19 protein-coding genes and 3 tRNA genes are annotated in these 22,331 nt (G+C 66.7%); 16 read left to right on the top strand and 6 right to left on the bottom strand.

What is annotated here, in order from left to right; all coding sequences use genetic code 11:
• Positions 1–640 precede the first annotated feature (640 nt).
• From ACQEVO_RS24235 to ACQEVO_RS24220, 4 genes are all read left to right on the top strand, one after another.
• Positions 641–2,680 carry an FAD-dependent oxidoreductase gene (locus tag ACQEVO_RS24235; RefSeq protein WP_432917289.1) on the top strand — a complete coding sequence of 680 codons (2,040 nt, stop codon included), beginning with the start codon at positions 641–643 and terminating at the stop codon, positions 2,678–2,680.
• Between the two features lie 70 nt (positions 2,681–2,750).
• Positions 2,751–3,605, top strand: a complete 855-nt coding sequence (locus ACQEVO_RS24230) for an ABC transporter permease (RefSeq protein WP_432917286.1) — start codon at positions 2,751–2,753, stop codon at positions 3,603–3,605.
• Positions 3,598–4,446, top strand: a complete 849-nt coding sequence (locus tag ACQEVO_RS24225) for an ABC transporter permease (protein ID WP_432917283.1) — start codon at positions 3,598–3,600, stop codon at positions 4,444–4,446. The genes ACQEVO_RS24230 and ACQEVO_RS24225 overlap by 8 nt, the downstream gene beginning before the upstream one ends.
• A gap of 15 nt (positions 4,447–4,461) precedes the next feature.
• Positions 4,462–5,439, top strand: coding sequence for an ABC transporter ATP-binding protein (locus ACQEVO_RS24220; protein WP_432917280.1), 978 nt, complete (start codon positions 4,462–4,464; stop codon positions 5,437–5,439).
• Positions 5,440–5,497: 58 nt separating this feature from the next.
• On the opposite strand, the gene ACQEVO_RS24215 is transcribed toward ACQEVO_RS24220, so the two are convergent.
• Positions 5,498–6,703: a L,D-transpeptidase gene (locus tag ACQEVO_RS24215; RefSeq protein ID WP_432917277.1), complete on the bottom strand. Its 1,206-nt coding sequence runs from the start codon at positions 6,701–6,703 to the stop codon at positions 5,498–5,500.
• 307 nt (positions 6,704–7,010) lie between these two features.
• Here ACQEVO_RS24215 and ACQEVO_RS24210 point away from each other — a divergent pair.
• Together ACQEVO_RS24210 and ACQEVO_RS24205 are read left to right on the top strand one after the other, a co-directional pair.
• Positions 7,011–7,083: transfer RNA gene (locus ACQEVO_RS24210), tRNA-Lys, on the top strand.
• A gap of 397 nt (positions 7,084–7,480) precedes the next feature.
• Positions 7,481–8,818: an MFS transporter gene (locus ACQEVO_RS24205; RefSeq protein ID WP_432917274.1), complete on the top strand. Its 1,338-nt coding sequence runs from the start codon at positions 7,481–7,483 to the stop codon at positions 8,816–8,818.
• A gap of 5 nt (positions 8,819–8,823) precedes the next feature.
• On the opposite strand, the gene ACQEVO_RS24200 is transcribed toward ACQEVO_RS24205, so the two are convergent.
• Positions 8,824–9,432, bottom strand: a complete 609-nt coding sequence (locus ACQEVO_RS24200) for a TetR family transcriptional regulator (protein ID WP_432917271.1) — start codon at positions 9,430–9,432, stop codon at positions 8,824–8,826.
• A 181-nt stretch (positions 9,433–9,613) separates the two neighbouring features.
• Between ACQEVO_RS24200 and ACQEVO_RS24195 the strand changes: the two genes are divergently transcribed.
• The 6 genes from ACQEVO_RS24195 (at position 9,614) to ACQEVO_RS24170 (ending at position 14,777) form a co-directional block, all read left to right on the top strand.
• On the top strand, positions 9,614–10,669 hold the full coding sequence (locus tag ACQEVO_RS24195) for a ferredoxin reductase (protein WP_432917268.1): 1,056 nt from the start codon (positions 9,614–9,616) through the stop codon (positions 10,667–10,669).
• A 52-nt stretch (positions 10,670–10,721) separates the two neighbouring features.
• Entirely contained in the window at positions 10,722–11,906 is a 1,185-nt protein-coding gene (locus ACQEVO_RS24190) for a fatty acid desaturase family protein (protein WP_432917265.1), read from the top strand.
• On the top strand, positions 11,906–12,280 hold the full coding sequence (locus tag ACQEVO_RS24185) for a hypothetical protein (RefSeq protein WP_432922972.1): 375 nt from the start codon (positions 11,906–11,908) through the stop codon (positions 12,278–12,280). Before ACQEVO_RS24190 ends, ACQEVO_RS24185 begins: the two co-directional genes overlap by 1 nt.
• A gap of 69 nt (positions 12,281–12,349) precedes the next feature.
• Positions 12,350–12,682, top strand: a complete 333-nt coding sequence (locus ACQEVO_RS24180) for a hypothetical protein (RefSeq protein WP_280402210.1) — start codon at positions 12,350–12,352, stop codon at positions 12,680–12,682.
• Positions 12,683–12,862: 180 nt separating this feature from the next.
• Positions 12,863–13,909, top strand: a complete 1,047-nt coding sequence (locus tag ACQEVO_RS24175) for a mechanosensitive ion channel family protein (protein ID WP_432917261.1) — start codon at positions 12,863–12,865, stop codon at positions 13,907–13,909.
• Positions 13,910–14,075: 166 nt separating this feature from the next.
• Positions 14,076–14,777 carry a DUF4389 domain-containing protein gene (locus tag ACQEVO_RS24170; RefSeq protein WP_432917259.1) on the top strand — a complete coding sequence of 234 codons (702 nt, stop codon included), beginning with the start codon at positions 14,076–14,078 and terminating at the stop codon, positions 14,775–14,777.
• A 55-nt stretch (positions 14,778–14,832) separates the two neighbouring features.
• Here the strand turns inward: ACQEVO_RS24170 and ACQEVO_RS24165 are convergent.
• From ACQEVO_RS24165 to ACQEVO_RS24150, 4 genes are all read right to left on the bottom strand, one after another.
• Positions 14,833–14,905 (bottom strand) — tRNA-His (locus ACQEVO_RS24165).
• Positions 14,906–14,959: 54 nt separating this feature from the next.
• Positions 14,960–15,634, bottom strand: a complete 675-nt coding sequence (orn, locus tag ACQEVO_RS24160; protein WP_432917256.1) for an oligoribonuclease — start codon at positions 15,632–15,634, stop codon at positions 14,960–14,962.
• Positions 15,635–15,716: 82 nt separating this feature from the next.
• On the bottom strand, positions 15,717–16,520 hold the full coding sequence (gene cmrA, locus ACQEVO_RS24155) for a mycolate reductase (RefSeq protein WP_432917253.1): 804 nt from the start codon (positions 16,518–16,520) through the stop codon (positions 15,717–15,719).
• Positions 16,521–16,686: 166 nt separating this feature from the next.
• Positions 16,687–16,760, bottom strand: a tRNA-Arg gene (locus ACQEVO_RS24150).
• Between the two features lie 135 nt (positions 16,761–16,895).
• Here ACQEVO_RS24150 and ACQEVO_RS24145 point away from each other — a divergent pair.
• From ACQEVO_RS24145 to ettA, 4 genes are all read left to right on the top strand, one after another.
• On the top strand, positions 16,896–18,935 hold the full coding sequence (locus tag ACQEVO_RS24145; protein WP_432917249.1) for a cytochrome c oxidase assembly protein: 2,040 nt from the start codon (positions 16,896–16,898) through the stop codon (positions 18,933–18,935).
• Entirely contained in the window at positions 18,936–19,904 is a 969-nt protein-coding gene (locus ACQEVO_RS24140) for a threonine/serine dehydratase (RefSeq protein ID WP_432917246.1), read from the top strand.
• A gap of 173 nt (positions 19,905–20,077) precedes the next feature.
• Positions 20,078–20,575, top strand: a complete 498-nt coding sequence (locus ACQEVO_RS24135; RefSeq protein ID WP_432917243.1) for a single-stranded DNA-binding protein — start codon at positions 20,078–20,080, stop codon at positions 20,573–20,575.
• A 35-nt stretch (positions 20,576–20,610) separates the two neighbouring features.
• The gene (gene ettA / locus ACQEVO_RS24130) at positions 20,611–22,287 is read left to right on the top strand and encodes an energy-dependent translational throttle protein EttA (RefSeq protein ID WP_432917240.1); all 1,677 of its coding nucleotides are present in this window, start codon (positions 20,611–20,613) and stop codon (positions 22,285–22,287) included.
• Positions 22,288–22,331 lie beyond the last annotated feature (44 nt).

Raw genomic sequence — 22,331 nt, 5'->3', positions numbered from 1 at the left:
CTGTGCTGTTGTCGGGTTTTGTTGTGTGACACCGAACGCAGGCCGGTTCGGGTCCGGAAGGCGCATCCGCGGTGCCGGGTGGTTTCCCGGGCCGCCGCGCCGGCGGATCTCCACCTCTGGGGCGGAGTACAGTTGTAATTCGGGTTCGGCCGTCGCCATACCTTGTGCGGTATTCATCTACGGCGCTGTGCCGGGCTGTTCCGGCCGGTTGTTTCCAACCCGGCGTTCACAATCTCGCGGAGCAGTCGAACCTCAGGTCGTTTCCGACCGGATCTCAGAATGGTCACAGTAGGTGAACAGCAGGTAAACGAGACCTGAGAAAATACTGAGTGCGATCTTGAATGCCGAAATGAACGCGTTCCAGTACGGCGCTGACCTGGCGAAATATCTTTAAACCTACTGTGGTGTACAGCACAAAACTTTCCGTGCCGAATTCTGGATTTAGCTTCTTCGTGACGGTTCCGTGATGGCAGCGGCCTGTTTTCCGGCCTTTCGTGGCGTCGCCCGATCCCCGCCGTGACCGGCCGTTACCGCAGGTCGTGAGCGGGGGTGGAAATCGCCGTGCACCGAATGGTGAGATGAGGATCTGCAGGCGAGGACCGGGCCGGGGCCCGGGTCGATATCGGAAAGAGAGCCCGCGATGGACTCGACGACGAGTTATCCGCAGCTGTTCAGCCCGCTCCAGGTGGGGGGTACCACCCTGCGCAACCGGGTGATCATGGGATCGATGCATACCGGCCTGGAGGACCGGGCATGGGATGTGAACCGGCTGGCCGCCTATTTCGCCGAACGAGCGCGCGGTGGGGTCGGGCTGATCATCACCGGCGGTTACGCGCCCAACCGCACCGGCTGGCTACTTCCGTTCGGTGCGAAACTCACCACCCGGACCGAGGCCTACCGGCATCGCGCCATCACCCGCGCGGTACACGACGCGGGTGCGAAGATCGCCCTGCAGATCCTGCACGCAGGCCGGTACGCCTACGTTCCGGGCAGTGTTTCCGCCTCCGCCATCAAGGCGCCGATCAATCCGTTCCGGCCGCGCGCGCTCTCCGACCGCGGTATCCGCCGCACCATCGACGATTATGTGCGCTGCGCCGAACTGGCTCGGTTCGCCGGCTACGACGGAGTCGAGATCATGGGCGGGGAGGGCTATTTCATCAATCAGTTCCTCGCACCGCGCACCAATCGGCGCACCGACCGCTGGGGTGGGTCGCCGGAGAACCGGCGCCGGCTGGCCCTCGAAATCGTGCGCCGCACCAGGGCCGCCGTCGGCCCCGATTTCCTGATCATCTTCCGGCTGTCGATGGCCGAACTGGTGGAGAACGGGCAGACCTTCACCGAAATACTGGAATTGGCCGTAGAACTCGAGGCGGCCGGGGTGAGTGTGCTCAACACCGATATCGGCTGGCACGAGTCGCGCGTACCGACCATTGTCACCTCGGTACCGCGGGCGGCGTTCGTGGAATTCACCGCCAAGATCACGGCGGCGGTAAATATCCCGGTATGCGCCTCGAACCGGATCAATATGCCCGAGATCGCCGAGGAGATCCTGACCCGCGGCGACGCGCAGCTCATCTCCATGGCCCGGCCACTGCTGGCGGATCCGGAATGGGCGAACAAAGCGGCCGCGGGCCGCACCGACGAGATCAATACCTGCATCGCCTGTAATCAGGCCTGCCTCGATCACGCCTTCGTGCACAAAACGGTGTCGTGCCTGCTGAACCCGCGGGCCGGGCACGAAACCGAACTGGTGCTGCTGCCCACGCGGCGCACCAAGAACATCGCGGTCGTGGGCGCCGGACCGGCGGGATTGTCGGCCGCGGTGAATCTGGCCGAACGCGGGCACCGGGTCGAACTGTTCGAGGCGCTCGACCGGATCGGCGGCCAATTCGATATCGCGCGGCAAATTCCCGGTAAGGAAGAATTCGACGAATCCATCCGCTATTTCACCCGCAAACTCGAACTGGCCGGGGTCCGGGTGCGGCTGAATACGCGGGCCTCCGCTGCCGAGCTGATCGCCGGCGGATACGACGAGGTCGTGCTCGCCACCGGGGTACGCCCCCGCATTCCCGATATCCCCGGGATCGAACATCCGATGGTGCTGTCGTACGCGGAATTGGTCCGCGACCGGAAACCGGTCGGTGCCCGGGTCGCGGTGATCGGTGCCGGCGGTATCGGCTTCGATGTGAGCGAATACCTCACCGTCGAAGGACATCCCACACTGAAACCGGACGAATGGAAAGAGGAATGGGGCGTCGACGCCGACGACGAACAGCTGCGCGGGCAGATGCGTGCGCCGCGGCCGGGGCCCGCGGCACGCGAGGTCGTCCTGCTGCAGCGCAAGGACGCGCCGTTCGGCAAAGGGCTCGGTAAGACGACCGGCTGGGTGCACCGGGCGGCGTTGAAGGCCAAAGGCGTGCGGCAGATCGGCGGGGTGAACTACGAGCGGATCGACGACGCGGGCCTGCACATCAGCTTCGGGCCGAAACACGAACGGCCCGAGGTGCTCCGGGTGGACAACGTGATCGTCTGCGCCGGCCAGGAATCGGTCCGCGACCTCGAATCCGAACTCACCGGCGCGGGAGTGACGGTGCATCTGATCGGGGGAGCGGAACTGGCTGCCGAGTTGGATGCCAAACGCGCCATCGACCAGGGCACCCGGCTGGCCGCCCGGCTCTGACCCGCCGGGGTTCGGGCGGCCGAGAAATAATCTTTTCCCGCCCGGTACAACGCGGTAAGGTCCCGTCCTTGTGTCCGCACGAGGTTGGGGGGTGGCCGTGCTCGGCAAGGTGGCCGATCTCCCGGGATATGCCGAGGTCTACTGGCGGCTGGCCGTGGCCGGTTTCCGCCGGCAATGGCACTACAAGCTGGCCATGTTCGCCGGGCTGTTCACCAACTCCGTGTTCGGATTCGTCCGCGCTTCGGTGATGGTGGCGGCCGTCGGCGCCACCGGTGGATTCGCCGGCTACGACGCCGGGAGCATCGGCGCCTACGTCTGGATCTCCCAGGGGTTGCTCGGCGCCCTGCAGTTCATGGCGGCGGAACTCGAACTCGCCGAGCGGATCCGCACCGGCGATATCGTCGTCGACTTCCTGCGGCCCGTCGATCTGCAACTCAGCAACCTCGCCACCGATCTCGGCCGCGCCGTCTGCGCCTTGCTCCCACGGATGGTGCCCAGTCTGCTGATCGGTTCGCTCACCTTCGGGCTGGTACTGCCCGGAACTCCGGAGTCCTATCTGCTCGGAATGCTCAGCATCCTGCTGGCTTCGGCGATCTCGTTCCTGGCGCTGTTCGCCCTGACCACCGCCGGCTTCTGGGTGGTGGAGACCCGGGGGATCAGAACCCTCTACCAAACCTGCGGACCGTTTCTCGCAGGGCTTTTCGTCCCGGTGCACATCTTCCCGGATTGGTTGCGCGCGTTCGCCACCGCGACCCCGTTCCCCTCCATGCTGCAGGCCCCGGTGGATGTCCTGTCCGGCCGGGTCACCGGCTGGGCAGCGGTGCAGGTGGTCGGCGTACAGATCTTCTGGCTGCTGGCGGTCTGCGCCCTGGGGCGGGTACTGCTGGCGGCGGGCCGCCGGAAGCTGGAGGTCCAAGGTGGCTGATATCGCTGTGCGCACCCCGGCGCGGCGCCCGGATCCCGCGGGTTCCCGATGGCGGCCCTACGCGGCGGTACTGAATTCGCGGATCCGGGCACAACGCTCCTACCGGCTGTCCTTCGCCGGCGAAATCCTGGGCGCGGCATTGCTCGGCCTCGTGGAGTTCGCCGAGGTCTGGCTCGTCTTCCGGCAGGCGAAGGTGCTCGGGGGCCTGGATATGGATGCCGCGCTGCTGCTGTTCGGACTGAGCAATCTCGCCTTCGCCGCCGCCCAGCTCTTCTGCGGGCATCTGGACAAACTGCCGACCCTGATCCGGCTCGGAATGCTCGATATCTACCACCTGCGCCCGCAGCCGGTGTTGTTGCAGCTGATCACCAGTGATTTCTCGCTGCGCCGGCTGGCGCGGGCCGGGGTCGCGCTGGTCGTCCTGGCGGCCGGACTCGTCCGCAACGATATCGAATGGTCCGCGGGCACAGTGATTTTGATCCCGCTGACCGTCGTATGCGGCACGGTCCTCTTCGCCGGCCTGTTCGTGGTTGCCGCGGGCTGCCAGTTCTTCCTGATCGACGGTGCGGAGCTCACCAACAGCTTCACCTACGGCGGATCGTTCGCGGCGACCCAGCCCGCCTCGGTGTTCCCTGCACCGTTGCGGATCCTGTTCTGCGTCGCGATACCGGTCGCCTTCACCGCCTACTTCCCGACGCTGGCGGTGCTCGGTCTGCCGGGGCCCGCCGGCCTGCCGTCCTGGCTCGCCTGGTGTGCTCCGGTGGCGGCGGCCTGGGCGTGGGTGCTGGCGGCGGTGATGTGGCGGTTCGGCACCCGGCACTATCAGAGCGGCGGTGGATGAGATGGGAGACCGGTGATGGGCGGGGATTCGATTATCGAGGTCGGCGATCTGACGCGCGAATTCGTCCGGTACCGGCGCGACGGAACCTGGCGCCGACCCCGGCGCGAGGTCGTCACCGCGGTGGACGCGATGAGTTTCACGATCGAACGCGGCGCGGCGGTCGGCTATATCGGCGCCAACGGGGCGGGCAAGTCGACGACCATCAAAATGCTCGCCGGAATCCTGGTACCCACCTCCGGAGTGGTGCGGACCTGCGGACTGGAACCCATTCGCCGCCGCCGGGAACTGGCGGGCCGGATCGGTGTGGTGTTCGGGCAGCGCTCCCAGTTGTGGTGGGATCTGCCGTTGCGCGAATCGTTCACGATCCTGGCCGCCATCCACCGCCTGGCCCCGGAATCCGGCCGGGCCCGCACCGCGGAACTGGTCGAACAACTGGAGATGGGCGATACCCTCGACACTCCGGTCCGGCAGCTCTCGCTGGGGCAGCGGATGCGGGCCGAGGTCGCGGCGGCGCTGCTGCATTCCCCGGAGTTGATCATTCTCGACGAACCCACCATCGGCCTGGATGTGCTGTCCAAACAGCGGTTGCGGGAATTCCTGCGGGCCGAACGCCACGAACGCGGGACGACTCTGCTGCTCACCACCCACGATATGGGCGATATCGAACGACTCTGCGATCGCGTGCTCGTGGTCGACCACGGCCGGCTCGCCTACGACGGTTCGCTGCCGGGCCTGGGTGCGACGGTGGGGGCGCAGCGGATGCTGGTGGTCGATCTCGTCGCCGCCGCGCCGCCGCTGCGCGGACTCGCGGGCGCGGAGCTGATCTCCTACGAGGCCGAGGGGTTACGGCAGCGGCTCGCCTTCGACGCCGAGACCACGACCGCCGCACAACTCCTGGCCGAGGTATCGGAACGGGCCGAGGTCCGGGATCTGTCCATCGAGGAACCCGATATCGAGGACATCGTGCGGCGGTTGTACGAAACCGCCCGGTGAAACGCGACGGCGCCGGACCCGGCCGGGTCCGGCGCCGTGCGCTGTGTTCGTCCCGCCGTCACATCTCGGCGTTACCGGCTTTCCATTCGGGCCACGGGATGTTCCAGTCGCCCAGGCCGTCCACGCCGGACAGCGTGCCGCCCACGGTGTTCTTCACGATCGTGATATCGCCGCGTTTGGCGGTGTTGTACACCCATTGCGCGTCGGTCGGGCTGAGGTTGAGGCAGCCGTGGCTGGTGTTCGTATTGCCCTGCGCGCCCACCGACCACGGGGCCGAATGGAAGAAGATCCCGCTGTAGGACATCCGGGTGGCCCAGTCGACATCGGTGCGGTAGCCGTCGGGCGAGTTCACCGCGACACCGTAGGTGGAGGAGTCCATCACGATGTGCTGGTGCCGGTCGGCCAGGATGTAGATGCCGTTGTCGGTGGGGGTGTCGTCCTTACCCATCGAGGTCGGCATCGTGCGGATGACCTGGCCGTTCTTCTCCACCGTCACCATCTTGGTGTTGTCGTCGGCGGTGAAGATCACCGCGTCACCGACGGTGAAGTGCGAATGGATATCGTCCTGGCCGTACAGCCCGTTGCCCAGGTCCTTGCCGTAGACGTTCACGTCGATGTCCACCCGGGTACCGGGTGCCCAGAAATGCTCGGGCCGCCACCGCACCTCGCGGTTGTTCACCCAGTAGAAGGCGCCCTCCACCGGCGGATTCGTCTTGATGGTGATCGCGTCCTGCGCGGCCTTGCGATTGGGGATGTTCTCGTCGAACTGGATCGCCACCGGCTGGCCGATCCCGACCACCTCGCCCTCACCGGGCACCAGGTACGGCTTGGTCACGTTGCCGGGCGCCGTGGTGGTGAAACTCATCGCCGCCGTGGATTCGCCGCCCAAGCCGATGGACCGGGCCTGCAGACGGTAGGTCTTGCTGTAGCCCAGCGGTTCGGTCGTCGCCCAGCTGCGCCCGTCCTCCGAGAGCTGCCCCGCCACCGGCTGATCATCCGGGGTGAGCAAGGCCACATCGGTGAACAGGCCGTCGCTGATCTCGAACTTCATCGGTGCCGCCGGCGAGACGCCGATATCGCCGTCCTTGACAGGAGCGACCAGTTTCGGCTTGATGAGTTCGGTGATGGGGTTGCGGTCGATGGCCACCGTGCCCTGTGAAGCCTCCGAGGACGAACAACCGGTCAACACCAACGCCACCAGCGTGACGAGGACCATCGGTCCGAAAACCCAACCGATCGGCCTGCGCCGACCACCTATACGCATAACAACCCCGTTTCAAGTCCCGGCGCACCCGCTACGCGCCGATGGCTTCGGATCCGACCGATTCCTGCACACCTCGACCCACCGCAGCGGCGGGATCGGTCGAGACCACGTCCAACATTCTGCCAGCCGCGCCGGAGTGCTATCGAGCGTTGCTCGTCACGTCCGGCTCCGTTGGCCCACCTACACATAGGGTTCGGCTCGCCAACCGTTACGGCGTCGTCCGGCTCGCACCGGCCCGACTGGCTATCGATTTCACTTCTGCGGCCCGGGCCTGTTAATGTCTGTCCCGCACCGCACGACGGGGCGCGCGCCATTAGCTCAATTGGCAGAGCAGCTGACTCTTAATCAGCGGGTTCGGGGTTCGAGTCCCTGATGGCGCACTCATAGAAACACCTCCTGAGCTGGGATGTTCGTGATGATCTTAACTCGCGGGCAGAGATCCGAGTCCCCCGAACACTCCCCTCGAGCTTTCGGGCCAAGAAGGAATTTCCGCTGAACTTGCCCCGTCCCGGGCTCGTAACCTGGGGCTTTTCTGTTGTTTGTGCAGCTGAGGCTGCATAAAGCCCCAGCGTATGAAATAAGTCACACGATAGGGGTGGGACACTCTTCGAGCGTATGGAGATGATCTTCGGCGGGGGTCACACGGATCGGGTGAGATCGGCTGTTGTGACCGACCTGATACCCGGAGCGCTCGCCGCCTTCGAGCCCGAACGGTGGTTGCGCTGTTCGCCGCTCGACTTCAGGCCCCTGGTTCGCGGATCCATTACTGTGCACACCATGAGCGAGGTGGACGCCCCGGTTGGGCGGGGGCGGGTGGTCTCCTGGGGGTTGTGGGACTGGGGGTCGGCCGCGTTCAACGCGGTGATCAGCACGTTCGTATTCGCCGTCTATCTCACCGACAGCGTCGGGGATGATCTGCCCGGCGGTATCTCCGCCAGCGCCTGGCTCGGCTGGGCGTTGGGCATCGCCGGTCTGCTGGTCGCGCTGACGGCGCCCGTACTCGGGCAGCGTTTCGACGCGACGGCGAACCGTAAACGTTCGCTCGCGATTCTGACCGCCGTCACGGTCGCGCTGATCGCGGCCATGTTCTTCGTGCGTGACGACTATCACTATCTCTGGCTCGGTCTGGCGCTGCTGGCGCTCGGCCATGTCTGTTTCGAGCTGGCGAGCGTGCCCTACAACGCGATGCTGCGGCAGGTGTCCACCCCGCAGACCGTGGGCCGGGTTTCCGGCTTCGGGTGGGCCATGGGTTACTTCGGCGGCATTTTCCTGCTGCTGATCTGCTACTTCGGGTTCATCTCCGGCGACGGCGACGAACGCGGGCTGTTCGGGGTGAGCACCGACGGCGGGCTGAACATCCGGCTGGTGGTGGTACTGGCCGCCGTCTGGTTCGCGGTGTTCGCGCTGCCGGTGTTCTTCGCCGTCCCGGAGATACGGCGGACCGGAGCCGATCCGGGCGCGGCGACCGCCGGGTTCCTCGCCTCGTACCGGGTGCTGTGGCGCGATTTGCGGGAACTGTGGACTGTGGACCGCCGAGTGATCTGGTTTCTGCTGGCCAGCGCGATCTTCCGGGACGGCCTGGCGGGGGTTTTCGCGTTCGGCGCGATCTTGGCCGTGCAGGTCTACGAGATCAGTGATTCCGATGTGCTGCTGTTCGGTGTCGCCGCCAATGTCGTGGCCGCGCTGGGCGCGATCGGGGCCGGCCGGTTCGACGACACCGTCGGGCCCAAGCGGGTGATCGTGGTCTCGCTGGCCTCCGCGGTGCTGTGCGGGATCGTGCTGCTGCTGGTGTCGGGGCCCACCATGTTCTGGATCTTCGGTCTTGCGCTGACCCTGTTCGTAGGCCCGGCGCAGGCGTCGGCGCGGTCCTTCCTCACCCGGCTCACGCCGCCGGGCCGGGAAGGCCAGATGTTCGGGCTCTACACCACCACGGGGCGGGCGGCCTCGTTCCTGTCACCGAGCCTGTTCGGCCTGTTCGTATGGGCCTTCGGCGCGGACCGGGCCGGGATCGCCGGGTTGATCCTGGTACTCGCCGCCGGGCTGATTGCCGTGCTCATGGTTTCCGCGCCCGACGGCAAGGCGGAGCAGACCTCCGCACCGGCCTCGGTGGCGTAAGGACGTCAGGGTTTCCAGACGCCCATACCGAGGGCTATGAGGCGGACCTGCGCGATGGTGCGTTCGACGATCGGCTGCTGTTCGCGCGGCGGGGCCGAGACGTAGTCGGCGATACCGTCGGTCACGGTGGCGACCAGCAGATCGGCCGCCACCTCCAAATCATCCGGGGACCAGGTATCCAGGGCCGGTACCCGCGACAGATCGGCCACCAGTTCGCGCACGATCAGATGCAATTCGAGGGCGATCGCCGTGCGCAGTGCCGCGCTGCCGCCGCGCTGCTCCCGGATCAGGAATCCGTACAGCTCTCGTTTGGCGGCAACCTCGCCGAAGACGAACCGCACCGTTTCCGACAGCCGGGCGTCCGGTGTGCGCCGCAGCTGCCGCAGGGCCAGCCGCAGCGCTTGTACGCCTTCGTCGACCAGGGTGGCACCGAGATCTTCGAGCGAAGCGAAATGCCGGTAGAAGGCGGTCGGCACGATTCCGGCGGAACGGGCGATCTCACGCAGGCTCAGGGCCCCGAAACCACGCTCGGCGGCCAGCGCGAGGGTGCCGTCGAGCAGAGCCTGCCGGGTGCGCTCCTTGCGCTCCACGCGGCTCGCTCCCTGATCGGTCATTTCAGTGAGCATACAGCCGTTCACCATTCCGTCGTCTCCATCTTGTCGTCCGCGTCACACCGCAAGCAGGTTGACAGTTCCGCTGGGTTATCCGGCACACTAGTTGAGTGTACATTCGTACACCGAAACGAATAGAAGACTCGTGACGCGAACGACAGACAGACAGGGACGGAGAACTCCGATGGCCCTCCTCGACCTGGTACAGACGCTGACCACCCCGCACCCGGTGGACCGGTACCTGGAACTGGTGCGCCCGATGCTCACCGTCCGCGATATGCGGGCCCGGATCGTCGGCGTGGACCGGTCCGTGCCGGGCACGCTGTCGCTGAGCCTGCGCCCGACCCGGCAGTGGAACGGGCTGCTGCCCGGCCAGTTCATCCAGCTCGGTGTGGTGATCGACGGTGTCCGGCAGGTGCGGTGCTACTCGCCGGTCAACTCCCAGCACGATTCGCGCCGCCGCCTGGACCTCACGCTCCGGGTGCACCCGCACGGCCTGGTATCGCGCTATCTGCACGAGCATGCCGAACCCGGGATGATCCTGGATCTGGAACCGGCCTCCGGCGTATTCCACCTGCCGCGGCAGCGGCCGGATCGGGTGCTGCTGATCAGCGGCGGTAGCGGGATCACACCGGTACTGTCGATGCTGCGCACCCTCGCCGACGAGGGTTACGCGGGACCGGTGGTGTTCCTGCACTACGCGCGGTCGCCGGAGCTGGTGCCGCATCGGGACGAACTCGCCGAAATCGCTGCCGCCCATCCGAATATCGCGGTGGAGCTGAGGTACCCGGAACAGGACGGCCGGGGTTTCGACCGCGACGAACTCATTCGGGTGGCGCCCTGGTTCGCGGAAGCGGAAACCTTCCTGTGCGGGCCGCCGCCGCTGATGGAATCGGTGCGTGAGCTCTTCGCCGCCGAAGAGCTCAGTGAACGCCTGCACACCGAAGAGTTCGTGGCGACCGCGGCGCCGGTGGACACCACCGACGTGCACGGGAGCACCACCTTCTCGGCCAGCGGCGTCACCGCCGAAAACGCCGGAACCTCGCTGCTGGAACAGGCCGAAGCCGCCGGCCTGACGCCGGAGTTCGGCTGCCGGATGGGGATCTGCTTCTCGTGCACCTCGGTGCGACGCAGTGGTTGCACCCGCAACCTGCGCACCGGTGAACTGGAATCCGACCCCGATCAGCCGATCCAGCTCTGCGTCCAGGCCGCCGTCGGCGACGTCGATATCGAAATCTGAGATTTCCTACCGACGCCGAAATCAGACATCTGGAAACGAAGGGGAGAAACAGATGACCATCCTCACCGAAACCAAGGACGGACCGCTGGTCCTTTCACCCGATCAGGTCGAAGAGATCGGCCGGACCCTCGACGAGCTGCGCGACCGCATCGTCAACGATCTGGGCGAGCGCGACCGCGAGTACATCTACAACATCATCAAGGCACAGCGCGGTTTCGAGATCGCCGGCCGCGGGCTGATGTACCTGGGCTTCCTGCCGCCGTTCTGGCTGGCCGGTGTCGCCGCGCTGAGTGTGTCGAAGATCCTGGACAATATGGAGATCGGCCACAACGTGATGCACGGCCAGTTCGACTGGATGCGTGAGCCGAACCTCAATTCCCGGGTCTTCGAATGGGATACGGTCTGCCCGGCGGACCAGTGGAAGCATTCGCACAACTACATGCACCACACCTACACCAATATCCACGGGCGCGACCGCGATATCGGCTACGGCGTGCTGCGGATCGACGAGGATCAGGACTGGCACCCGTATTACCTGGGCAACCCGCTGTACGCGTTCCTGCTGATGGTGTTCTTCGAATGGGGCGTGATGCTGCACGACCTCGAGGCCGACAACATCGTCAAGGGCAAGCGCACCTGGGCCGAGCTGAAACCACTGATCAAGGGCCAGCTCAGGAAGTCGGGGCGGCAGGTGCTCAAGGACTACGTGGCGTTCCCGCTGCTGTCGGGTCCGCTGTTCCTGTCCACCCTGGCCGGTAATGTGACCGCCAACCTGGTGCGCAACCTGTGGGCGTACTCGATCATCTTCTGCGGGCATTTCCCGTCCGGTGTGCAGAGTTTCACCGAGGAGGAGACGGCCGACGAGACCCGCGGCGAATGGTACGTCCGGCAGATGCTCGGCTCGGCCAACATCACCGGCAGCCCGCTGTTCCACATCATGTCCGGGAACCTCTCGCACCAGATCGAGCACCACCTGTTCCCGGACCTGCCGGCCAACCGGTACCCGGAGATCGCGCCCGAGGTGCGGGCGCTGTGCGAGAAGTTCGGTCTGCCGTACAACACCGGGCCGCTCGGCAAGCAGATCGGCTCGGTCTGGGCCAAGATCTTCCAGCTGGCTCTGCCGCCGCAGATCCAGGAGTCGCGGTTCGCCCGGTTTCTGCCCGCTGTGCTGCGGAAACGCTCCGAGCCCGGTGTTATCGTGATGCGTCAGCAGAGTCCTATCGGAGCGGACGTGTGATGATCGGCAAATTCGAGGCCAACAAGGACCTCATCCAGGAACTCACCTCCTCGGGCGCGCGCCGGGTCGGCAATATCGCGGGCATCATCACCGGCACCGTCGCCGAGGTGACCCGCGAGATCGGTGAATGGATCACCGACGCGATCGAGATGAACGAGGCCGCCGCCGCGGCGCGCCGTGATGCCGCCGCGACCGGAGGCCGCGACGACGTGGACGGTCCGGCGGGGCGCGAGGACGGCACCGACGGTCGGGCGGACGGTCCGGGTTCCGCGACGACGCACGCCTCGGCGACCCCGTTGGTCGCCGAGGTCGTGGACGCCGATGTGGTGGAACCGGACGATGCCGGTTCCGATACGCCCGGCAAGCGGCTCTGATCAGGTCCGGCGACCGCCCGGTGGGATAGTTCACACCGGGCGGTTATCCATGGGCTAACCTCTGGGATCGTGCCCGCCTACGTCTCCTCCCCGGAGCTGACCTTCGGATTCCTGTTCGCGCTGGAGGATCCCGAGCGGATCGCGGAGGTGGTGCGCGATCTCATGGAGCGGAAAACGGTTTCGGTCTTCCGGCTGGCCCGCTTGTCCGATGACGCGGGTCCGCCGGAACGCTATGTGGTCAACTGGGCCGCGATCCCGCAGATCTCGATCACCACCACCGCGCCCGATGCCGCTGTTCTCCGTGCGGAACGGGTGATGCTGGTCAATGCGTTCCTCGGGGAGGGCGGTGAGGTCCGGTTGTATTCGGCGCACGGGCAAGCACCTCCGAACGAGGCCGGGTGACCAGGTGAGCGCCGTGGCGACCGCCGCCTGAACGCTACGGACGCGCGGCCGGGGGAGTCCGCGAAGCACTCCGGAGCGCAACCGAGGGCCTCCCGTGACAGGTGGTAATCCGCCGTTACCGAACTGTAGCCTTGTCCGAAGGGGTTCCGAACGTACCCGATCGGCAAGGAGTGGGCTCGAGTGGAGAACGTAATACGGCTGCTGATCGTGCTGGGGGGCACGCTCGCTGTGACGATCGCAATCGGCTGGGCGATCGACCGCGGGCTGCGGTTCTGGTCGGTCCGGCATCCCAAGACCGCCATCCCCGGCCTGCTGCGCCGGATCCAGCTGCCACTCCAGCTGTTCCTCGGCTTCGCCGCACTCCGGGTCACCTACCCGTTGGCCGGTCTGGAACTGCGGCAGGACAAGGTAATTCTGAGCGTTCTCGCCACAATGGTGACCATGTCGGCGGTATGGCTGGTGGTCCGGATCGCCGACGCCGTGGCCGACGGCCTGCTCAACACCTACTCCCGCCGGGCTCGCGACCCCCGCCGAGTGCGCCAGCTCAACACCCAGTTCACCCTGATCCGCCGGATCACCAGCACCGTGCTGGCTGTGGCCACCGCGGCGATCGCCATGCTGGTGCTGTTCCCGGAACTACGGGTGCTGGGCACCTCCCTGCTGGCCTCGGCCGGCATCATCGGCATCATCGCCGGTGTGGCGGCGCAGTCCACGCTGAGCAACCTGATGGCCGGCCTGCAGATCGCGTTCGGCGATTCGGTGAAGATCGGCGATACGGTCGTGGTCGAAGGCGAGATGGGCACGGTCGAGGAGATCACCCTGTCCTTCCTCACCGTGCGGATCTGGGACGATCGCCGGCTCACCATGCCGGTGTCCTACTTCAACAGCAAACCGTACGAGAACTGGTCCAAGGGCGGTACGGAGATGACCGGCACGGTGTTCCTGCACCTGGACCACAGCACGCCGGTGGCCGAATTGCGCGCGCATCTCTACGAGTACCTGAGCGACCATCCGGACTGGGACGGGCGCAGCTGGAACCTGCTGGTCACCGATAGCACCCCCACCGGTATCGAGGTCCGGGCGTCGATGACCGGTCGCGATCCGGATGCGGTGTGGTCGCTGCGCTGTGCTGTGCGGGAGGAACTGATCGGCTGGCTCAACGAGCACTATCCCGGTTCGCTGCCCCGGTTGGCCGCGCTGGACGGGCTCGACACTCCGGTCCGGTAGGCGCCGGTCGCGGGGCCCCGTGGGCGCGCACGAAGCCGACTTGATCTCGATGGCGTGTCTTTATGCCGCGTTCATCCCGAAAGGGTGTGCTGTATCTCACAATTGAGGTACGGCTGCGCTGAACTCGGCCGGCCGGGCCAGCACTCTCGAAGGAGCCCCGATCGCTATGTCCGCTCCCGTCGGTTATCCGGTCCGCATCCGCGGCGATCTGGATCCCGCGCTCTCGCGCTGGATGTGGATCGTCAAATGGATCCTCGCCATACCGCACTACATTGTTCTGTTCTTCCTGCACATCGGTTATGCCGTGGTCACCGTGATCGCCTTCTTCGCGATCCTGATCACCGGCAACTACCCGCGTGTGCTCTTCGATTACAGCGTCGGTGTCATCCGCTGGTCCTGGCGGGTCAGCTTCTACGCCTGGACCCCGGCGGGTACCGACAAGTACCCGCCGTTCGCCCTGTCGCGCGACGACAACTACCCGGCGGATCTGGACGTCGATTATCCGCCGGCCCTGCATCGCGGCCTGGTGCTGGTGAAATGGTGGCTGCTGGCCATCCCGCACTACCTGATCATCGGCGGTATGACCGGCGCGGCCTGGGTCGTGTATACCGGCGATACCGATGTGATGGCCAGCGCGGCGGGCGTTCCACTGATCGGTGCGCTGACCCTGGTCGCGCTGGTCGGGTTGCTCTTCGTCGCGCGGTACTCCCAGGGGCTGTTCGATTTCGTGATGGGGGTGAACCGATGGATGCTGCGCGTGCAGGTCTACGCCTCGCTCCTGCGCGACGAGTATCCGCCGTTCCGGCTGGATCAGGGTGCCCGTGACGAGGTGCCGCCGGCGGTCGACACCACCAAACCTGCTGCCTGACCGGCCGTGCCGGAAATGAAAAAGCCCGAGGGCCGGTGGCCCTCGGGCTTTTCAGGGTGAGTGACGGGACTCGAACCCGCGACAGCCAGGATCACAACCTGGTGCTCTACCAACTGAACTACACTCACCATCGCCGATTTGCACCGGCGGCATAGATACTAGCTTGTTCACCCCGTCGTTAGCTAATCGGTTTCCGGTGTGGCGGTGACCTGGGACGATGCGGCGCTCCCGCGGGACGCGTTCTCCTCCTCGGCGGCCCGGGCGCTGACCTCGGCGGCGATCGCGGTGATCTCCGCGGTCGACGGCCCGGGCGCGGGTACGAAAACCGTGCGGCGGTAGTACTCGAGCTCCCGGAGGGATTCCCGGATATCGGCCAGCGCGCGATGGGTCAGGCCCTTCTCCGGCTGGCCGAAGTAGATACGCGGGTACCAGCGCCGGCACAGTTCCTTGATCGAGCTCACGTCGATCATCCGGTAGTGCAGGTGCCGGTCGAGCAACGGCATATCCCGGGCGATGAAACCGCGGTCGGTGGCGATGGAGTTCCCGGCCAGCGGCACCACGCCCGCGGTGGGTGCGTACTGCTTGATGTAGTCGACGACCTGCTGTTCGGCCTCGGCGAGGGTCACGCTGGATTTGCGGACTTCCTCGGTGAGACCGGAGCGGGCATGCATTTCGGCGACCACCTGCGGCATGGCGGCGAGCGCGGCATCGTCGGCGTGGATCACGATATCCACCCCTTCACCGAGGACATTCAGTTCGCTGTCGGTTACGAGGGCGGCTACCTCGATCAGTTTGTCGGTGACCAGATCGAGACCGGTCATCTCGCAATCCATCCACACCACTAATTTGTCGGACACTCGTCCCACCCTAATCAGCCAGGCTGTCGCCGCGGTGCAATCGCGGCGGTCACGATCTGTGAACGACTCGCTCCGTGACCGGTCAGCCGCCCAGTTTCTTGTAGAAGGCGCCCGCGACCGGAGCCGTGACCGCCCGCGGGCCGTAGTTCCCCGCGGCGCTCATCCCCTTGCCGATCAGGCCGGGCACGACCCGCATCTTGTTGCGTGCCAGCCCGTCGATCGAAATTCGTGCGGTGTACTCGGCGGAGACCCACAGGAAATCCGGGACCATGCGGTCGACGATGGAGGCTTCGGCGGGATCGGGGGTCTCGGTGCGGACGGGTCCGGGAGCCAGCAATGTGACATGCACCCCGGTGTCCTTCAGTTCTCCGCGCAGGGATTCGGCGAAGGTGTTCGCGAACGCCTTGCTCGCCGCGTAGGTGGCGTTGTGCGGAATGGGCATATTGCCGGCCGCCGAACCGCTGACCAGAATGCCGCCCGCTCCGCGGGCCAGCATGGCGGGCAGGACCGCCAGCGTCAGATCCTGGACGGCGACCGCGTTCAGTTCGAGTTGGGCGCGCTCGTAGGCCGGGTCGAGGCCGGTGATCGGGCCGAAGGTCGCGATACCGGCGTTGTTGCACAGGATCGAGATATCGCGGCCGGCCAGCTCTTCGGTCAAGGGGGCTCGCCGCTCCCGATCGGCCAGATCGACCGCGCGGACTTCCGCGGTGATGCCGTGGGCGCGGGTGAGCCGGTCGGCGAGTTCGTCGAGCAGGTCGCCGCGGCGGGCCACCAGGATGAGCGAATAGCCGCGGCCGGCGAGTTCGGCGGCCAGCGCGGCCCCGATCCCGGATGAGGCCCCGGTCACGACGGCGCGGCTGTCGGCGGTAGGCGAAGGCAAACCCATTGGCACACCCTAGGCCAGCCGCCGCGAGGGCCTGCCGGGTGTGGCGCCGGAAGGTATCGCCGCCCGGGCGTGAGCCCGGAATTGCTGTGAATCGGGCGGTTTGGGCGGCGCCGAGATGGGTACACCCACTCCGACTGGCCCGAACAGCTCAGTCGGGTGGGTGGAGCGCCCCCGGCAGGAATCGAACCTGCGACCTAGGGATTAGAAGGCCCTTGCTCTATCCAACTGAGCTACGGAGGCAGTGTTTCCACCATGGCGGACAACGGCCGCGCTGTCCAGCCGAAAAGTGTAGCGATCGATCGGATCGTTTGTTTTGGGCTGCCCGGAAACAGCCCCGCCGGGCCCACCGATGCTCGCCGAACTACTCTCGAAGCTATGTCGTCAGTCCAGGCCCCTGCCGCCGATCCCGCCGCCGAGGCCGGTCGGCCGGGCGCTCCGGCGGCTGTGACGGGCGCACTGACGGTGCTCGCCGGGACACTGGCGGCGCTGGTCGCGATCCTCGTGGTGAGCGCGTCGGCGGCTCAGGCCCTCAGCTTGCTGGGCATCCCCGATCCCGGTCCGCTCACCACCTACGGCCTGCCCGCCGTCCGGGCGCTGGCCGATCTGCTGGCCGCGTTCACCGTGGGTGCCCTGCTGTTCGCCGCCTTCCTGGTACCGCCGCAGCGCAGCGGCCTGCTCGATACCGGCGGATATCGCGCGGTGCGGCGGGCCTCGGGGCTGGCCTTCGCCTGGGCGGTCTGCGCGGCGCTGCTGGTGCCGCTGACGGTCTCCGACAGCACCGGCCGGCCGGTATCGGAGGTCCTGGCACCACAGGACCTGTGGGGCGTGATCGACCGGATCGAGCTGGCCGGAACCTGGCGGCTGACCGCCGTGGGCGCGTTGCTGCTGGCGATCGCGTGCCGGCTCGCGCTGCGCTGGGGCTGGACACCGGTGCTGTTCGCCGGATCGATCGCGGTGATGATGCCGCTGGCGCTGACCGGCCATTCGTCCTCGGGCGGAGCGCACGATGTGGCGACCAACAGCCTGATCCTGCACCTGATCGCCGCGGCGGTCTGGGTGGGCGGCCTGGTCGCGCTGCTCGTGCACGCACTGCGGGACGGTACCCATACCGGTCTGGCGGCTCGCCGGTTCTCGCCGCTGGCGGCGGCGTCGTTCGTGGTGCTCGCGGTGAGCGGTGTGGTGAACGCCTGGGTCCGGGTGCCGGCCGGCGAACTGTTCACCAGCACCTACGGGCGCCTGGTGCTCGCCAAGGCCGCAGCACTGGTCGTGCTCGGTGTGGTGGGTTACTTCCAGCGCCGGTCGGCGCTTCCCGCGCTGGCCGCCGCACCGGGGAACCGGCGGGCGCTGATCCGGTTCGCGGGCGTGGAAACGCTGATCTTCGCCGCGACCATGGGCCTGGCCGTCGGGCTGGGGCGTACGCCGCCTCCGCCGCCGACCAGTGTGCCCACCCCGGTCGAAGTGGAACTCGGGTACGAGCTGGCGGGGCCGCCGACCGTCACCCGGCTGCTGTTCGACTGGCGGTTCGATCTGATCTTCGGCACCCTCGCGGTGGTGCTCGCGGTCCTGTATCTGCTGGGTGTCCGGCGGTTGCGGATCCGCGGCGACAGCTGGCCGATGGGGCGGACCCTCGCCTGGTTGCTCGGCTGTGCCGTGCTGCTGTTCACGACCTCGTCCGGTGTCGGCCGCTACGCGCCGGCGATGTTCAGCGTCCATATGGGCGCGCATATGGCGTTGTCCATGCTCACCCCGATCCTGCTCGCGCTCGGTGGTGCGGTGACGCTCGCGCTACGCGCACTGCCCCCGGCGGGTCGCACCGGAGCGCCGGGCCCGCGGGAGTGGATTCTCGCGGCCGTGCACAACCCTGTCTCCCGGTTCCTCACCCACCCGATCGTGGCATCGGTGGTATTCGTGGCCGGGTTCTACGCGCTGTACCTGGGCGGGATCTTCGACACGTTCGTCGATTCGCACGCCGCACATCTGCTGATGAACCTGCATTTCCTGGTCAGCGGCTACCTCTTCTACTGGGTGGTGATCGGGATCGACCCGAAACCCCGCCGGGTGGAGCCGCTCACGAAACTGGGCATGGTGTTCGGATCGCTGCCGTTCCACGCGTTCTTCGGCGTGGTGCTGATGGGGATGAGTACCGTGCTGGGCGGCTGGTTCTACCGCGGTCTCGGTCTCGACTGGCATGCCGATCTGCTGGGCGACCAGCGCACCGGTGGCAGCCTGGCGTGGGCCAGTGGCGAGGTACCGCTGGTCGTGGTGATGCTGGCACTACTGATCCAGTGGTCGCGCAGCGACGAAAAGCTGGCCCGTCGCACCGACCGGGCCGCGGAACGCGACGACGACGCGGAACTGGCCGCGCACAACGCCATGTTCGCCGAATTGGCCAAGCGAGATCGGGCAGTAAGGTAGATGACCGAGCAGAAAACCCCGCTGACACCCGTGCAACCGCTGCGGCGTATCTACCGATCCGATGTGCGGGCGGCCCGCCGGCGCCTGGGCAGGTATATCCGCAAGACCCCGGTCTTCCATACCGTCGTTCCGGGGCCGGGTGGTCCGGTGCCGGTGACGCTGAAACTGGAATATCTGCAGCACGGCGGCACGTTCAAGGTGCGCGGTAGCTACAACGCGCTGCTCTCGGAGCGGGTCTGCCCCGAACATGTGGTGATCGCCTCCGGCGGGAACGCCGGAATAGCGGCGGCCCTGGCCGCGGCCGGAATGGGCAAATCGTGCACGGTGGTGGTGCCGGAATCGGCGCCGCATACCAAGGTCGCGGCGATGTGGTCGCACGGGGCGGAGGTGCGTTGGCACGGGACCACCTACGCCGAGGCCTACGAGCATGCCCGGGAGATCGCCGCGGAACGGGGAGCGCTGCAATTGCACGCCTACGACCTGCCCGCCGTAGTGGCCGGCGCGGGCGTGATCGGGCTCGAGCTCGAGGAACAGGTGCGTGGCCGCCCGCCCGTGCTGGTCGCCGTCGGCGGCGGCGGGCTGATCGGTGGGATCGCGGCGGCGGCCGGGCGGCGCCGGGAGGTCGTCGGGGTCGAACCGGAAGGTATTCCGACCCTGCATTCCGCGCTGGCCGCGGGTGAGCCGGTGGACGTCGAGGTCGCCAGTATCACCGCCGATGCGCTGGGGGCGTCGCGGCTGGGCGAGATCTCGTTCGATGTGGCGCGACGCTACGGCGTGCGTTCGGTGCTGGTCACCGACGACGCCATCACCGATGCCCGGGACTATCTGTGGCGGGAGTTCCGGATCGTCGTCGAGTTGTCGGGTGCGGTGGCGCTGGCCGCGATCCTCAGCGGTGCGTACGTTCCGCCGCGGGGGGAGCGGCCGGTGATCGTGCTGTGTGGCGCGAATACCGAGCTTCCGGTGCTTTGACCCCCGCCGGGTGAAGCGCGGGTTGTCCACAATTTCGGCGGCGGGCGGGAGTTGTCCACAGATCGCGATTCCGTCCGGCACGGTGGCGCGGCGGCGGACACGATGAATACATCCCCGCAAGCCGGGGGCGTGAAGTGGCCCGGCGGCACCGGGCACGACGAAGGGGTGGGCTCGTGTACGAAACTATCGCGACAATTGTGGGTACCGTGGTGACGGATCCGGTCAAGCGCGACCTGCCGAGTGGCGAGCAGATGCTCAGCTTCCGGTTGGCGAGTACCGCGCGGCGGCTCGATCGCGAGTCGGGGGAATGGGTGGACAACGGCGTGCTGTTCTTGACGGTGAGCTGCTGGCGGCGGCTGGTGGCCGGTGTCGATGCCTCCATCCACCGCGGCGACCCGGTGATCGTCCAAGGCCAGCTCCGGTCGAACGAGTACCGCTCGCGCGACGGTATCGATCGGCGGGATCTGGAGATGCGGGCGAATATCGTGGGGCCCGACCTCACCCGCTGCACCGCCCAGGTGGTGCGCCGCCGGACGGGCTATGCGATGGTGACCGGGGACAATGCGGCGGGTCCGGACACCGAGCCGGTCGCCGTAGGGGTGGCGGGGGACCAGGACCATTCGATGAAAGAAACGGCGCCCGGCGACCGGCCGGTGAACGCCGACGTGTGAAACCGCACCGATGTTTGACGGATAGGGTGATCGCTATGGCTGAGTTCATCTACCAAATGAAGAAGGTTCGTAAGGCGCACGGCGACAAGGTCGTGCTCGACGATGTCACCTTGAACTTCCTTCCCGGCGCCAAGATCGGCGTCGTCGGCCCCAACGGCGCCGGTAAATCCAGCGTGCTGAAGATCATGGCCGGATTGGACCAGCCGAACAACGGCGAAGCCTTTCTCGCGCCCGGTGCCAGCGTCGGCATTCTGCAGCAGGAGCCGCCGCTGAACGAGGAGAAGACCGTTCGCGGCAATGTCGAGGAGGGCCTCGGCGAGATCAAGGTCAAACTGGACCGGTTCAACGAGATCGCCGAACTCATGGCCACCGATTACTCCGATGAGCTCATGGACGAGATGGGCAAACTGCAGGAGGATCTCGATCACGCCGACGCCTGGGATCTGGACTCGCAGCTCGAGCAGGCGATGGACGCGCTGCGCTGCCCGCCGCCGGACGAGCCGGTCACCAACCTCTCCGGTGGTGAGCGCCGCCGTGTCGCGCTGTGCAAACTGCTGCTGAGCAAACCCGATCTGCTGCTGCTCGACGAGCCGACCAACCATCTCGACGCCGAGAGCGTGCTCTGGCTCGAACAGTTCCTGGCGCAGTATCCGGGCGCTGTCCTGGCCGTCACCCACGACCGGTACTTCCTCGACAACGTCGCCGGCTGGATCCTCGAGCTCGACCGGGGCCGGGCCATTCGCTACGAGGGCAACTACTCCACCTACCTGGAGAAGAAGGCCGAACGCCTCGCCGTCCAGGGCAAGAAGGACCAGAAGCTGCAGAAGCGGCTGCGGGAAGAGCTCGCCTGGGTGCGGTCCGGCGCCAAGGCCCGCCAGGCCAAGAACAAGGCACGCCTGGGCCGCTACGAGGAGATGGCCGCCGAGGCCGAGAAGATGCGGAAGCTGGATTTCGAGGAGATCCAGATCCCGGCCGGCCCGCGGCTGGGCAGTGTGGTGGTCGAGGTGGAGCACCTGGACAAAGGCTTCGGCGACCGCCAGCTGATCAAGGACCTGTCGTTCACGCTGCCGCGTAACGGCATCGTCGGTGTCATCGGCCCGAACGGCGTGGGTAAGACCACCCTCTTCAAGACCATTGTCGGTCTGGAGGAACCGGACAGCGGCATCGTGAAGGTCGGCGATACGGTTCAGCTCAGCTACGTGGACCAGTCCCGGGCCGGGATCGACCCGAACAAGACGGTGTGGCAGGTGGTTTCGGACGGGCTGGACTACATCGAGGTCGGCCAGCAGGAGATGCCGTCGCGGGCGTATGTGAGCGCGTTCGGGTTCAAGGGCCCGGACCAGCAGAAGCCGGCCGGTGTGCTCTCCGGTGGTGAGCGCAACCGCCTGAACCTGGCGCTCACCCTGAAGCAGGGTGGCAACCTGATCCTGCTCGACGAGCCCACCAACGACCTGGACGTGGAAACCCTCGGATCGCTGGAGAACGCCCTCGAACAGTTCCCCGGCTGCGCCGTCGTCATTTCCCACGACCGGTGGTTCCTGGACCGCACCTGCACGCATATCCTCGCCTGGGAAGGTGACGCCGACAACGAGGCCAAATGGTTCTGGTTCGAGGGCAACTTCGAGGCCTACGAGGCCAACAAGATCGAACGCCTCGGACCGGAAGCCGCACGGCCGCATCGCGTGACACATCGCAAACTGACCCGCGGGTAACGCCGCGGATCTTTTCCCGCTACCCGGGTGCGGGACTACCCTCG

It is taken from the genome of Nocardia sp. CA-290969 (assembly GCF_050936135.1).
Classification (GTDB): domain Bacteria; phylum Actinomycetota; class Actinomycetes; order Mycobacteriales; family Mycobacteriaceae; genus Nocardia.
The sequence above is the reverse complement of the archived record's forward strand: the minus strand, read 5'-3'. Positions and strand labels throughout refer to the sequence as shown.

What these genes read in the sequence shown, in the direction of transcription:
- ACQEVO_RS24235 (WP_432917289.1), top strand. Translation starts at nt 641, where the DNA reads ATGGACTCGACGACGAGTTATCCGCAGCTGTTCAGCCCGCTCCAGGTG.
- ACQEVO_RS24220 (WP_432917280.1), top strand. Translation starts at nt 4,462, where the DNA reads ATGGGCGGGGATTCGATTATCGAGGTCGGCGATCTGACGCGCGAATTC.
- ACQEVO_RS24215 (WP_432917277.1), bottom strand. Translation starts at nt 6,703, where the DNA reads ATGCGTATAGGTGGTCGGCGCAGGCCGATCGGTTGGGTTTTCGGACCG.
- ACQEVO_RS24205 (WP_432917274.1), top strand. Translation starts at nt 7,481, where the DNA reads ATGAGCGAGGTGGACGCCCCGGTTGGGCGGGGGCGGGTGGTCTCCTGG.
- ACQEVO_RS24200 (WP_432917271.1), bottom strand. Translation starts at nt 9,432, where the DNA reads ATGACCGATCAGGGAGCGAGCCGCGTGGAGCGCAAGGAGCGCACCCGG.
- ACQEVO_RS24195 (WP_432917268.1), top strand. Translation starts at nt 9,614, where the DNA reads ATGGCCCTCCTCGACCTGGTACAGACGCTGACCACCCCGCACCCGGTG.
- ACQEVO_RS24190 (WP_432917265.1), top strand. Translation starts at nt 10,722, where the DNA reads ATGACCATCCTCACCGAAACCAAGGACGGACCGCTGGTCCTTTCACCC.
- ACQEVO_RS24185 (WP_432922972.1), top strand. Translation starts at nt 11,906, where the DNA reads ATGATCGGCAAATTCGAGGCCAACAAGGACCTCATCCAGGAACTCACC.
- ACQEVO_RS24170 (WP_432917259.1), top strand. Translation starts at nt 14,076, where the DNA reads ATGTCCGCTCCCGTCGGTTATCCGGTCCGCATCCGCGGCGATCTGGAT.
- cmrA (WP_432917253.1), bottom strand. Translation starts at nt 16,520, where the DNA reads ATGGGTTTGCCTTCGCCTACCGCCGACAGCCGCGCCGTCGTGACCGGG.
- ACQEVO_RS24145 (WP_432917249.1), top strand. Translation starts at nt 16,896, where the DNA reads ATGTCGTCAGTCCAGGCCCCTGCCGCCGATCCCGCCGCCGAGGCCGGT.
- ACQEVO_RS24140 (WP_432917246.1), top strand. Translation starts at nt 18,936, where the DNA reads ATGACCGAGCAGAAAACCCCGCTGACACCCGTGCAACCGCTGCGGCGT.
- ettA (WP_432917240.1), top strand. Translation starts at nt 20,611, where the DNA reads ATGGCTGAGTTCATCTACCAAATGAAGAAGGTTCGTAAGGCGCACGGC.